The 12,473-nt window shown below is 53.2% G+C and carries 12 protein-coding genes; 7 read left to right on the forward strand and 5 right to left on the reverse strand.

The features are described 5' to 3' along the window. The first annotated feature begins 9 nt into the window (after positions 1-9). Entirely contained in the window at positions 10-3,120 is a 3,111-nt protein-coding gene (locus ABC502_RS08240) for a CusA/CzcA family heavy metal efflux RND transporter (protein ID WP_345915532.1), read from the forward strand. Between the two features lie 60 nt (positions 3,121-3,180). On the opposite strand, the gene ABC502_RS08245 is transcribed toward ABC502_RS08240, so the two are convergent. The 5 genes from ABC502_RS08245 to ABC502_RS08265 all read right to left on the reverse strand — a co-directional run bounded on the left by ABC502_RS08245 (position 3,181) and on the right by ABC502_RS08265 (position 6,695). Continuing rightward, entirely contained in the window at positions 3,181-3,522 is a 342-nt protein-coding gene (locus ABC502_RS08245) for a hypothetical protein (protein ID WP_345915533.1), read from the reverse strand. Positions 3,523-3,690: 168 nt separating this feature from the next. Next, positions 3,691-4,056, reverse strand: coding sequence for an MmcQ/YjbR family DNA-binding protein (locus ABC502_RS08250; protein WP_345915534.1), 366 nt, complete (start codon positions 4,054-4,056; stop codon positions 3,691-3,693). 132 nt (positions 4,057-4,188) lie between these two features. Further along, positions 4,189-5,364, reverse strand: coding sequence for a mandelate racemase/muconate lactonizing enzyme family protein (locus ABC502_RS08255; RefSeq protein WP_345915535.1), 1,176 nt, complete (start codon positions 5,362-5,364; stop codon positions 4,189-4,191). Between the two features lie 28 nt (positions 5,365-5,392). Beyond that, positions 5,393-6,160: a class II aldolase/adducin family protein gene (locus ABC502_RS08260; RefSeq protein ID WP_345915653.1), complete on the reverse strand. Its 768-nt coding sequence runs from the start codon at positions 6,158-6,160 to the stop codon at positions 5,393-5,395. A 13-nt stretch (positions 6,161-6,173) separates the two neighbouring features. Continuing rightward, entirely contained in the window at positions 6,174-6,695 is a 522-nt protein-coding gene (locus ABC502_RS08265) for an ACT domain-containing protein (protein WP_345915536.1), read from the reverse strand. Positions 6,696-6,855: 160 nt separating this feature from the next. On the opposite strand from ABC502_RS08265, the gene dapA reads away from it, so the two are divergent. The 6 genes from dapA (at position 6,856) to pheS (ending at position 12,469) form a co-directional block, all read left to right on the forward strand. Continuing rightward, a complete protein-coding gene (dapA, locus tag ABC502_RS08270; protein ID WP_345915537.1) occupies positions 6,856-7,737 on the forward strand; it encodes a 4-hydroxy-tetrahydrodipicolinate synthase in 882 nt (293 codons plus the stop codon). An 11-nt stretch (positions 7,738-7,748) separates the two neighbouring features. Continuing rightward, positions 7,749-8,795, forward strand: coding sequence for an outer membrane protein assembly factor BamC (gene bamC / locus ABC502_RS08275; RefSeq protein WP_345915538.1), 1,047 nt, complete (start codon positions 7,749-7,751; stop codon positions 8,793-8,795). Positions 8,796-8,885: 90 nt separating this feature from the next. Further along, the gene (purC, locus tag ABC502_RS08280; RefSeq protein ID WP_345915539.1) at positions 8,886-9,602 is read left to right on the forward strand and encodes a phosphoribosylaminoimidazolesuccinocarboxamide synthase; all 717 of its coding nucleotides are present in this window, start codon (positions 8,886-8,888) and stop codon (positions 9,600-9,602) included. A 45-nt stretch (positions 9,603-9,647) separates the two neighbouring features. Then, entirely contained in the window at positions 9,648-10,751 is a 1,104-nt protein-coding gene (locus ABC502_RS08285; protein WP_345915540.1) for a DUF2066 domain-containing protein, read from the forward strand. Next, complete coding sequence (gene hda, locus ABC502_RS08290) at positions 10,752-11,456, forward strand: DnaA regulatory inactivator Hda (RefSeq protein WP_345915541.1); 705 nt, start codon at positions 10,752-10,754, stop codon at positions 11,454-11,456. Between the two features lie 32 nt (positions 11,457-11,488). After that, positions 11,489-12,469: a phenylalanine--tRNA ligase subunit alpha gene (gene pheS, locus ABC502_RS08295; RefSeq protein WP_330088519.1), complete on the forward strand. Its 981-nt coding sequence runs from the start codon at positions 11,489-11,491 to the stop codon at positions 12,467-12,469. Positions 12,470-12,473: the final 4 nt, after the last annotated feature.

Raw genomic sequence — 12,473 nt, forward strand, 5'->3', positions numbered from 1 at the left:
GAGGTTGCCATGTGGAACTCCTGGCTTTGCGCCGCTTTGCAGCGACCTGTGCTGGTGCTGCTGTGCTTTGGTTTACTGTTGGTTGTCAGTCTGTGGCGTTTGCCGCAGCTTAATGTCGATGCCTTCCCGGACGTAACACCGGTGCAGGTTGTTATCAATACTCAGGCCGATGGTCTGGCCGCCGAAGAGGTGGAGCAGTTTATCAGTTACCCGATTGAAACCGCGATGTTTGGCTTACCCGGTGTGGTCGATATCCGCTCGCTATCACGCACCGGCTTGTCGGTGGTGACTGTGGTGTTTGCTGAGGGTAGCGATGCCCAGTTGGCACGCCAACTGGTATTTCAGCAACTGGAGCGGGCCAGTGAACAGATCCCTGCAGGCTTTGGCCGGCCGGAGATTGGCCCGGATACCTCTGGCCTTGGTGAGGTGTTTCAGTATGTGCTGACCGCCAGTGCTGATAGTGGCATGGATGCAGCCGCACTTCGCAGTCTGAACGATTACCTGGTGAAATTGCTGTTGATGCCGGTGGCTGGGGTTACTGAGGTACTGTCTTTTGGCGGAGAGGTTCGGCAGTACCAGGTACAGGTCGATCCCTACCGGTTGCAAAGCTATCAGTTCACGCTGGATGATGTGGTGTCGGCCTTGCAAAGCGCCAACCAGAATGCCGGTGGCTGGTATCTGCCGCAGGGCATGGAACAATGGGTGGTGCGAGGTTATGGCCTGGTCCCGGCAGGCGAGTCCGGGCTGCAGCTGTTGCGGGAACTCCCCATTGGCTGGCAGGAAGACAGGCCCATAGAGCTGCAGATGCTGGCTACTGTCGCCTTGGGTGCTGAGCCAAGAGCAGGGGCGGTCAGCATGACGCGGCGCAGTGCCGATGGACAGGCCGACAGCCTGGGTGAAGTGGTCGCCGGCATCGTGGTTAAGCATCGTACCGCCAATACCAAAGCCACCATCGACGCCTTGCAGCGCCAATTACCGCGGGTGCAACAGGCTTTGCCTTCAGGTGTCCGGCTGGAGGTATTTTACGATCAGGCTGATTTGGTGGATCAGGCCATTCGTACCGTCAGCCAGGCGCTGTTGTTGGCCCTGTTGTTGATAGTGCTGCTGCAATGGTGGTTGTTGCGTCACCTGAGAGCCATGCTGCTGGTGGTGATCACAGTGCCTGTTGCCTTGCTGTTGGCACTGCTGGTGTTGGAGCAGTTGGGCATGACTGCCAACCTGATGTCGTTGGGTGGGCTGGCTCTGGCCATTGGTATTCTGGTGGATGGTGCTGTGGTGGTGGTGGATGCGCTGTTACGTCGAATGGCGTTAGCGCACCCGCAAGAACAAAGCATGCGAGCGCTGATGCAGCAGGTGCTGCGTCAGATGGCAAAGCCGGTACTGCTGGCAAGCCTTGTGGTGATACTGGCATTTGCCCCGCTGTTTGCCCTGCCGGGGGTTGGTGGTCAGTTGTTTCAGCCGATGGCCATCAGCATTCTGCTGGCACTTGGCGCAGCGCTGCTTTGTGCGCTCTTGCTGGTACCAGCGCTTGCGGTTGTGCTGCTAAAACCAACCAGCGGCTACCGGCCTGTACGGGGGCTCCGCTTGCTGCAGCTGGGCTACCGGCGTTTACTGCGCCGGTTGTTGCGTTTTGCCTACTGGCAGGCCGGGCTGGTGCTGCTGCTGGGAGTAGCAGGAGTCGTGTTACTGACCCGGTTGGGGACAGAGTTTGTACCCGAGCTGGAAGAAGGCACGTTGAACGTACGGGTGACCCTGGCACCAACGGCCAGCCTGGAGACCGCCTTATATGTGGCCCCTCAGTTGGAAGCCATGCTGCTGGAGTTTCCGGAAGTGCGCTATGCCCTTAGCAAAATTGGTGCGGCAGAGCTGGGTGGTGATCCAGAGCCGGTCAGCAACATCGAAATCCTGGTTGGCTTAACACCGATGGCAACCTGGCACAATGGTGGCGATCGTCAGCAATTGCAACAACAGATGCAACAACGCTTATCGGCGTTTCCGGGGCTGTTGCTCAATTTCTCCCAGCCGATTGCCACCCGGGTTGATGAGCTGCTAGCTGGCGTGCAGGGCCAACTGGTGGTGCGTTTGGCCGGGCCCGATCTGCAGGTGCTGGCAGAGCAGGGCGAGCAGCTGGCGGCGTTGCTGCAGCAGATCCCTGGCGCAGTCGATGTAGCCACCGAGGTCACTCAGCAAGAGATGCAGCTGCTGATTGAGCCCAGACGTGAGCAACTGGCTCGTTATGGCGTCACGGTGGCGGATTTGATGCAGCTGATTCGTCAGGGGGTGGCCGGTGTCACGGCCAGCACCGTGCTGGATGGCAATGCACGCTATGCGATTGCGGTGCGTCTGGCCGGTCCTTATCGGCAGGATGCGGATGCGCTGGCGGCTTTACCGGTGCGGCGCGCCAATGGTCAAAGCATCCGGCTGGGGGAGCTGGTGCATATTCAAGCTGTACCGGCTCCGGCCATCATTCGCCGGGATGCCGGTCAGCGCCGCTTGATGGTGCAGGCGAATGTGCGAGGCCGGGATATCGGCTCGGTCGTTCAGCAGTTGGAAGAGACTTTAAGTCAACTGCAGCTGCCGGCCGGTTACAGTTGGCAGTTGGGTGGGCAGTATCAGCTGCAGCAACAGGCGATGCAGCGGCTGCAATGGTTGATCCCATTGTCGTTGCTGGCAATGGCTTTGCTGCTCTACGCCAGTGTGCGCTCGGTGCGGCAGTTGCTGCTGTTGCTAACCGCTATTCCGATGGCACTGTTTGGTGGGGTGCTGGCGCTCTGGCTGGGGCACTGGTATCTGTCGGTGCCGGCTTTGATAGGCCTGATGATGGTGTTTGGCCTGGCGGTGCTCAATGGAGTGGTGTTGCTGGATGCGATGAATCAGCAGCAAGGCAGCGGCATGGCGATTAAACGGGCGGTGCTTGCTGGTGCCAGTCAGCGCTTACGGCCGGTGCTGCTTACCGCCAGTACCACGGCACTGGGCCTCTTGCCACTGCTTTTGGCAACCGGGGTAGGCAGTGAAATTCAGCGCCCGTTAGCGGTGGTGGTGCTGGGCGGGCTTGTTAGCGCGACCTTGCTGACCCTGCTGGTACTGCCGGTACTGAACCATCGTTTTATGCAGCGCTAAGCGCTGCATGTCAGCCATGCAGCATTAGCACTATTTACCACTGCATGGGCTGACTGCCTATTAATTGTAAAGTGAGGCGAAATTACGGTAGTCCTGCAATAATCTGCGGGTATGGTTGTCTATTTCATAGCGATCAATGGGGCGACTGGTGCAAGAGAAAATCGCCCCCTCTTTACTGCTGGCAAATACATAGCGGCTACCTACGGAGATAGGGCCACCGCAGGAAGTGGAGAACTTTGATTGACCAGCTGTAAATGTCAGGGTTTCTGCGCTAATGCCTTTAAAGCGCTCTTCTACTTTAATCTCTATTTCAATGCTCACGTAGTTGCCATTCACCTTTTCTAAGCGGGCTTCTGTTACCAATCCGGTGAAAATATAGGCGGTATAGGAATCATTCAACATGTCCAGTGCTGTAACATCGGAGCAGCGACAGGCCTCTGCCGTAGCTGGATAAAAGCCAGCGATTAAAAGCGGGAGCAGACACCAGATGTTTGACTTAGTGAGCATATAAGGCCTCGTTCTGTGTTTGAGTTGCGGTTATTGGGCTTTTTTTGACCATTGCAAGGGCATTTAGGGTGTCATCAGCCCCAGCGTCAGACGTTTGGACTTGCTTAAACCGGCCACTACTAAGCGGTAAGACTCGGTCAGGTAATAACAAAGCTCCTCATCCAAAGCACCGCTGGTGTCAACTTGCTGGATCCATTTCATCCCACGATTGGCAAAGTAGGGGGCTGGGATATAGCCATCCTTGTGGCAGAGGAATTCGTAGTTCAGATCCGAGGTTTTAAAGGTGTAGGCTGGTTGCTTATCCTTGCTCCAGCCACCAATGGCAAACACCTTGTCGCCAACTTTCCAAACATGAGCGTCGCCCCACTGCATCACATAAGTGGTTGCAGGCAAAGTGCCACAAAATTGATTGAATGCATCGTAGGTCACAGAAGTTCATCGGTGCTAATTACATGTAGCATCAGAGTAGCAAGCTGTGGTTGTTATGCCAAGTCCGCACCTGACGCTTTTGCCAATAAAAAAGGCGCCGCAGCGCCTTTTATTCCTGAAAATCCAATTGCTTTACTTAATCTCAACCCGTTGCGAGCGCATCACCACGTCATCGTTCAGCTCAATGCCGATGCCCGGGGTTTCGGAGACCTGGAAAAAGCCATTCACCGGCTGCGGATCCTGCAGGCAGAGCTCACGGTTCCATGCTTTTAATGCATAGGTATGGTGCTCGTGGATTAGGAAGTTGGGGATGGCGGTTTCCAAATGCAAAGAAGCCGCCGTTGCCACCGGGCCGCCGCAGACGTGTGCCTGAATACGAATGTCAAAGATATCGGCGTAATCACAGACTTTCTTGGTTTCGGTAAAGCCGCCACAAAGGCCGATGTCGGGTTGCAGCACATCGATGCTTTGATCTTCAAAATAGGGGCGTACGCCCCAGCGGTTGTACAAACGCTCACCACCTGCAATCGGGACTTTGACTTTACGGGCGACTTTGTCGTGCAAAGAATGGTTCAGGTAATTGACCGGCTCTTCGTAGTACATGCAGTCAAACTCTGCGGCAATTTCACCAATCTGAATGGCGCTGGTGGCACCGGGCAGGCTGTGGCACTCAAAAATAATGTCGACTTCATCGCCCACAGCTTCGCGAATGGCCTGCATCCGGGCACGGTACAGTTTCATTTCGGCGCGGGAAATAATGTTGGTGCGATCGTAATAGGTGTTGCCGTCTTTGTCGTACTGAATAGGGTCTACCTTGACCGCATCGTAGCCTTCGGCAATGGCCTTTAAAGCGGCTTCGGCGTATTGCTCTGGGTGAACTAAGGCCTTGAACTCCGGGCCCCAGTCAAATTGCAGCTGCGAGGCATAAGTACGCAGCTTGTCGTTGACCTTACCACCCAGCAATTGGTACACCGGTACGCCCAGGGCTTTGCCTTTGATGTCCCATAAGGCGGTGTCGATGGCCGACATGGCCGCATACACCACAGGGCCGCCGCCTAAGCCCCAGAAGCTTTCGCGCAGCATCCGCGACCAGAGCTTTTCGGTTTGGAAAGGGTCGTGACCAATCAAAAAAGCTTCGGCCATTTCTTTGATCATGGCTGCTGCTGCGCTGTGGCCCAAGTCGTAGGCCAGGCCCGCTTCACCGACGCCATGAATGCCTTCGTCGGTGTGGATGCGCACAAAGACCGGGGTCCAGGCCGGACGCTCAGGGCAGTGGATATCAAACACTTCAACACGGGTAACTTTCATAGCGCTTCCTTTTAAAGCAGAAACCAGATTAACGGGCAAAGCCAGGATCCAGTCGCCAGGCTTTGCGTAACATGGCAGGCCAGGCCTTCTGGCCGCCTGTACTGCCACTATGCACTACCTTCGCCTGCTGGTAAATACCATCCTGAATGGCTTGCGGGACTTCGATGATTTTTTGGCCGCTGCTTTGCAACAACAACTGAATTTCGCAGGCACGTTGCAAATCGTACATCCGCATAAAGGCATCGCCTACTGTAGGCCCTACCGTTAATCCACCATGATTGACCAATAACAGATGATTGTTCTGGCCCAGATCTTTCTGCAACCTGGCTTTCTCCTCAGCATTCACCGCCAGGCCTTCGTATTGATGGTAAGACAACGACGGCAGTGAAAACATGGAGTATTGACTGTAAGGGCGTAAACCACCTTCGATACTGGCTACGGCGATGGTGGCTGGGGTGTGTAAGTGGATCACGCAGTGAGCATCCTCGCGCACCTCATGAATGGCGCTGTGAATGGTAAAGCCTGCTGGATTGATCTGAAAAGGGGTGTCATCCAGAATGTTCCCTTGCAAATCCACTTTTACCAGGTTGGAGGCAGTGACTTCGTCAAAAGCCAGACCAAAGGCATTGACCAGGTAGTGATCGGTACCGTGTAAGCGGGCTGATAAATGGGTATAGATTAAATCGTCCCAGCCAAAGTGGGCGACCAATCGGTAACTGGCGGCTAAATTCAACCGCAGTTGCCATTCTGCTTCAGACACTTTGCCGTGCAAATTCAACTCAGGTAGGGCGGGGATCATCAAAGGCTCCTTAATTTTGGGCGCTGAATTCGCCGCTTAGTTGCAGCTCTGCCAGCAAGGTGGATACTGCTTGCTCAACATCGGGGACGGATTGTTCCTGGAGAAATTGCAATGTCATGCTGGCTTCCATCCACTGAATGCCATTTTTAGTAATGGTTTTTGAGCGCAGTGCCGCTATGGATACCTGATGCTGGGCCAGAAGGGCAGTTATGGCGCGTAAAGTGCCAACTTTATCCGGCCCCTGGTAGCTCAACACATAATGGCTGGCCACAGCGGGTAGCTCGTGAGCAGGGGTTCGTTTCATCATGGTGAGTAAGTCGAGCTCCAGCCCCAGGCTGGGTAGCAGGTGCTCTACCCGGCTAATAGCGGATGGATCACCGGCCAATAGCATAATCAGCGTGAGCTCATGACCAAAAATAGCCATACGGCTGTCGAGAATATTGCAATGACAATCGGTTACCAGCCGGGCCAGCTGACTGACCAGCCCTGTTCTGTCGGTGCCTATGGCGGTAACCACTAAATGCTGTGTCATATGAATTCCTGTACTGAGAAACTGCTGCGCATTGTAGCATATTGCCCGGGACTGTCATGTGGCCAACACTGTGGGCAAACTTGTTTTACAAGCGAACCTTGTGTTTAGCAGACGCAATCTTTAACATAGGCGGCCGGAATGAATTTGGGATTGTTTGCGCATGTTGAAAGGCAGTTATGTGGCATTGATTACCCCCATGCTTGCATCGGGTGAGGTGGATTATGCCAGCTTAGATCGTTTGGTTCGCTTTCAGCTGGAGCAGGGCACTGAAGGTCTGGTCGTGCTGGGAACCACGGCTGAAGCAGCCACCCTGGAGCAAGAAGAGCAACTGGCCATTATTCAGGCAGTGTGTCAGCAAGTCGCTGGTGCGGTGCCGGTCATTGTTGGTAATGGAGCGAATTCGACCAAAGCCGCAGTTGAAAAAACCAAATTGTTTGCCACCCTGCCGGTCGATGGTTTTTTAACGGTGACACCCTATTACAACAAACCAATGCAAAAAGGGATGCGGTTGCATTTTGAAGCCATAGCAGCAGCTACGGATAAGCCCATTCTACTGTACAATGTTCCTGGCCGTACTGCGGTAGATTTACTGCCGGAAACTGTGGCTGAGCTGAGCAAAATTGCCAATATCGTTGGTATTAAAGAAGCCACTGGTTCGTTGGAGCGGTTGCAGGATCTAAAAGACTGCTGCCCAGCTGAATTTTCACTGTTCAGTGGTGATGATGGCAGCAGTACGGAGTTTTTGCTGGCAGGTGGGCATGGCGTGATCTCGGTCACAGCCAATGTAGCCCCGGCTGCGATTGCCCAGATGGTGCAAGCGGCGGCGTCTGGTGAGGATGACCGTTGCAGAGCCATTGATGCGACTTTGCAGCCACTGCATAAGCAGTTGTTTGTCGAGGCTAATCCAATTCCGGTGAAATGGGCATTGGCCCGAATAGGCTTAATAGCCTCTGATTTTGTTCGCTTACCTTTAACGACACTGGAACCAATTCACCAGGCCGGTATCGAAGAAGCATTACATCACGCCACCATCGATTTTTAGGAGTTTATCAGGTGCATTATTCGGTAACCAGTTGTGTTATTGCCAGTTTGCTGCTTAGCGGCTGTTCATTTTTCTCATCACCAAAGTCAGAGCCTAAAGCGGTGGCGGGGCAGGCACTGGAAGTGCCCGCACATTTAACAGCGCCGCCACAGCCGGCGCAATACGACATCCCGCAACTCAGTGGCACCAGTCAGAGGGTAGACACCCGACCGCCGGGCCTGGTGTTGACCTTATCCAGCAGCAGCCGGGTCGATGAAGAAGAAACTCGCGCCAGAGTCTGGTTTGATCGTAACGATTACACGGGTGATTTATTGCCTTTTTTAGAGCAAAAACTGGGTGAATTTTTTGCCGACAACCGTATCAATTATCAGCAAGAGTCCGAGCTGGTTTGGCTAACGGACTGGGTGGTTCAAACCGACACCAAAGGCATGTGGTTCTGGAAGTCTGAGCAGCCGCGCGATCAAGCGCGTTTTCGGGTAAGTATGGAGCCTAGACCCCATGGCCGTAGCGTTGCGGTTTTGGTAGAGATGCTCGAGCATCAGTTTTTCCAACGGGATGGCCAACTGCTGGCAACCGGCATTAAACGGGAAGAAACGTCTTTTCTGAATAGTTTTACTGCCTTCGTTGGTGACTACGAGTTTCAGCTAGCCCAGGCTCAACGCAACAGACCTGCCGATACCAGCCTGCAAGTGGGTACCGATGCACAGGGCCAGCCTGCTTTGCTCTCAGAGCAGAGTTTAGAGGTGGTGTGGTCACAGTTGGAAGCCTTGTTTGAAGAGGTTAGTTTGGATGTAACCGATCTGAACCGCTCAACCAGTACTTACTACCTGCGTTATGAACGTCCAACCCAGGGCATGCTGTCACGTTTATTCCGCCGCAAAGCCATGCCGGTGTTGCCATTAGCTAATGGCGATTATCAGGTTGTACTTGGCCGGGCCGATCAGCTTACCAGCATCAGTTTCCGTGACAACAGTGGCCAGGTGTTGCCTGAGCAGACAGTGGCAGACATTGAGCAAGTACTGGTGGATGTTGTGAGCCAGATACGTTTGGAGTTGTAGCGTAAGCAGGATTGCAAAAAAGAGATTTGAGAATGGCGCAAAGACTCGTATACTTTGCGCCCTGAATTTTCGCTCAGGCCGGAGTCGCAGATGGCGCAAAAAACAACCGAATTGTACCGTGGTAAAGCTAAAACTGTGTACCACACCACCGATGCAGACAAGCTAATCCTGCATTTTCGTAACGATACTTCTGCTTTTGATGGTGAACGCATCGAGCAGTTGGCTCGCAAAGGCATGGTCAACAATAAATTTAACTTCTTTATCATGCAGAAGTTGGAACAAGCCGGTATTCCGACCCAAGCAGAAGCTTTGCTCAGTGACGATGAAGTGCTGGTGAAAAAGCTGGCGATGATCCCGGTCGAGTGCGTTGTGCGTAACTTTGCTGCCGGTTCTTTGGTGAAGCGGCTCGGGGTGGAGGAAGGCCAAGCATTAACACCGCCTACTTTCGAATTGTTTCTGAAAAACGATGCGTTGCACGATCCGATGATCAACGATTCGCATGTGGTCTCTTTTGGTTGGGCTACCGCAGAGCAATTGGCTGAGATGAAGCAACTGACCTTGCGGGTAAATGACGTCTTAAGTCGTTTGTTTGATGATGCGGGTTTAATGCTGGTGGATTTTAAGCTGGAGTTTGGCCTGTTCCACGGCAAGGTGGTGCTGGGAGATGAGTTCTCACCCGATGGATGCCGGTTATGGGATAAAGCCAGCCGCAAAAAGTTGGATAAAGATCGTTTCAGGCAAGGTCTGGGTGGAGTGGTAGAAGCCTACGAAGAAGTGGCCCAGCGCCTGGGTGTGCCACTAGATTAATTCGTAAGCCACCGTCTGGTGGCTTTATCACGTATGAGGCAGCCAATGGCAATGCAGTTTCAAGCAAAGCGCAGTGGATGGCGTACCATGGCTCTGGTGTTCTTATTGTGCCTGTCAGGCCTAGGGTATGGCAGCGCCTGGGCTGAGCAAACAAACCATTTGTATAGTGCTGATGTCTCTGCTGAGCAGTCGCGCCAGCAATGGCAACGGGCCGCTTTCGAGCAAGTGGTACGAAGAGTTTCGGTGGATCCTCAGGTGTTGTCTCACCCGGCCATACAGCAAGAGCGTCAGCGTGCTAACACCTATGTGAAACAATTTGAGGCCATACGGACAGAGCAGGGAGCTGGAGTTCGGGTGTTGATAGATCAACAAAAAATTCAGCAGCTGTTTCGCGAACATCAATTACCTATTTGGGACAGCCGGCGGCCACAGAGCCTGATTTGGTTAGTGGCGCAGGATAGTCGTGGCCGACAGTTTGTAAATCAGCGTCAGCATGAATTGATTGTTGCGGTACAGCAGCAGGCCACAGAGCGGATGCTGCCGTTGGTCTGGCCTTTGTACGATATGGAAGACTTACTTAGCCTGAATGAAACCGATGTCTGGGCAGGCTTCTGGCAACAAATACGCAGTGCCAGTGTGCGTTATCAAGCGGATCTTATTATTACAGCTCAGTTGAGTGAGCAGCAAGGTGAATCTGGAGTGCAGTACCAACTGTACTGGCAGTTGGACCAGCAAGGGCGGGTGGATCGCTTTGAGTTGCAAGCTACCGAGCTAACCGATCTGGCTGAGCAATGGGTAGATGATTTAGCCAACCAATTGGCAGAGCGCTATGCTGTGCGCTATACAGAGCAAAGTGAGCTGCTTAACCTGCAAGTAAGTGGGGTAGCAAGCTGGGCCGATTGGGTGCAGTTGCAGCGGCTAATGAGCCGGCTGCCAGGAGTTGAACGACTGGACTTGCAGCAGTGGTCCGGACAGTGGTTGCAGCTGGAGTTGCAATTAGCCATTGCACGACCGGAGTTTATGGCGTTACTAGCGCTTGAGCCAAGACTGTCGCTGCTGACAGCTTCCCCGGCTACAGGCGCCATGAGTTTGTTGCCGCCAGCGGTACAATCGTCTGATGCGATTCAGCTACGGTTTGAATCCCCATAGATGCAGCCAACCCAATTTACATTGCCGGTCACTTTGCCGGAAGATGAAACACTGGATAGCTTTTACAGCAGTACACCGCATCCGGCGGTTGATTACATCCGTCACTATTTGGCCGAGCCGGCCGGTAAAGCCCCCTTGTACCTTTTCGGTGCCAGTGGCTGTGGCAAATCGCATTTATTGTATGCTGCCTGTGTGCAGGCGCAAGAGATGGGCTTAACCAGCCAGTTGCTGGCACTGGAGCATGTGCAGCAACTGGATGCCAGGGTGCTGGATGATCTGGAGCATCTGGACTTGGTCTGTCTGGACAACATTCAGGCTATTGCCGGCGATTTGAGTTGGCAGACGGCAGTCTTTGATTTGTACAACCGGATGGCAGAGCAAGGTAAGTGTCTGATTATTGTAGCAAATGAGCCTCCGATGCAACTGGGGTTCCGGTTGGCTGATTTGGTTTCCAGACTACAGGCCTGCACCAGTTTTCAGTTGCGGTTACTGAGTGACAGCGAAAAGCAACGGCTGTTGCAGCTGAAAGCTCATGTGCGGGGTATCGAACTACCCAGTGAAGTAGCACGTTATTTGCTAAACCGGCAACAACGCGACATCCGTGCTTTGGTGGCAATTTTGGATCAGCTTGATCAGGCATCCATTGTGCACCAACGTAAGATTACTATTCCATTCGTCAAAACGGTACTGGCCGATGACGATTGAAACCATTTTGATTTGAGTGAGCTGAGGAAACGATGGAGCTGAATGCATTGTTAGAACAAGCCACCCAGGCCATTCAGGCAAGCAAGGATATTGCTGGCCTGGAGCAGGTGCGGGTGGATTATATGGGCAAAAAAGGCCGGATCACCGAGCTGCTGAAGTCGTTAGGCGCTATGGATCCAGAGCAGCGTAAAGTTGCCGGTCAGCACATTAATGAGTTAAAACAGCAAGTGCAGCAGGCGCTCAACGACAAACGTGATCAGTTGCAGCAAGCTCAACTGGCCGAGAAGCTGGCCAATGAGCGCATCGACGTAACGTTGCCGGGCCGAAGCCTGGAGATGGGTGGTTTGCATCCGGTGACCCGTACCATTCAGCGCATTGAAAGCTTTTTTGCTGAGCTTGGATTCAGTGTCAAGCAAGGCCCCGAAATTGAAGACGATTTTCATAACTTTGACGCGCTGAATATTCCGGAGCATCACCCGGCACGTGCTGATCATGATACCTTTTATTTTAATCCAAAATTAATGCTGCGTACCCAGACCTCAGGTGTGCAAATTCGCACGATGGAAGTTGAAGCACCACCACTGCGCATCATTTCACCGGGGCGGGTGTATCGCAATGATTACGATCAAACCCATACCCCGATGTTCCATCAGGTGGAAGGCTTGATGGTGGATACCGATGTTAGTTTTACTGAGCTGAAAGGTATTTTGCATGATTTTTTGCAGAACTTCTTCGAGCAAGAATTGCAGGTACGTTTTAGGCCATCCTTTTTTCCTTTTACCGAGCCTTCGGCAGAGGTGGATGTGATGGGCAAAAATGGCAAATGGCTGGAAGTGCTGGGTTGCGGCATGGTCCATCCGAATGTACTAAAGTCGGTTGGCATTGACCCAACTAAATACAGTGGCTTTGCTTTTGGCATGGGCGTAGAGCGTTTAGCCATGTTGCGCTACGGTGTGACAGACTTGCGCTCGTTCTTCGAAAATGATGTACGTTTCCTTAAACAGTTCAGATAAGCAG

This window comes from Alkalimonas sp. NCh-2, from assembly GCF_039631345.1.
In the GTDB taxonomy this organism is placed as follows: Bacteria; Pseudomonadota; Gammaproteobacteria; order Enterobacterales; family Alteromonadaceae; genus Alkalimonas; species Alkalimonas mucilaginosa.

Excerpts from the sequence above, each read along its gene's own strand:
- ABC502_RS08240 (WP_345915532.1), top strand. The coding sequence starts at position 10 with ATGTGGAACTCCTGGCTTTGCGCCGCTTTGCAGCGACCTGTGCTGGTG.
- ABC502_RS08245 (WP_345915533.1), bottom strand. The coding sequence starts at position 3,522 with ATGTTGAATGATTCCTATACCGCCTATATTTTCACCGGATTGGTAACA.
- ABC502_RS08255 (WP_345915535.1), bottom strand. The coding sequence starts at position 5,364 with ATGAAAGTTACCCGTGTTGAAGTGTTTGATATCCACTGCCCTGAGCGT.
- ABC502_RS08265 (WP_345915536.1), bottom strand. The coding sequence starts at position 6,695 with ATGACACAGCATTTAGTGGTTACCGCCATAGGCACCGACAGAACAGGG.
- dapA (WP_345915537.1), top strand. The coding sequence starts at position 6,856 with ATGTTGAAAGGCAGTTATGTGGCATTGATTACCCCCATGCTTGCATCG.
- purC (WP_345915539.1), top strand. The coding sequence starts at position 8,886 with ATGGCGCAAAAAACAACCGAATTGTACCGTGGTAAAGCTAAAACTGTG.
- ABC502_RS08285 (WP_345915540.1), top strand. The coding sequence starts at position 9,648 with ATGGCAATGCAGTTTCAAGCAAAGCGCAGTGGATGGCGTACCATGGCT.
- hda (WP_345915541.1), top strand. The coding sequence starts at position 10,752 with ATGCAGCCAACCCAATTTACATTGCCGGTCACTTTGCCGGAAGATGAA.
- pheS (WP_330088519.1), top strand. The coding sequence starts at position 11,489 with ATGGAGCTGAATGCATTGTTAGAACAAGCCACCCAGGCCATTCAGGCA.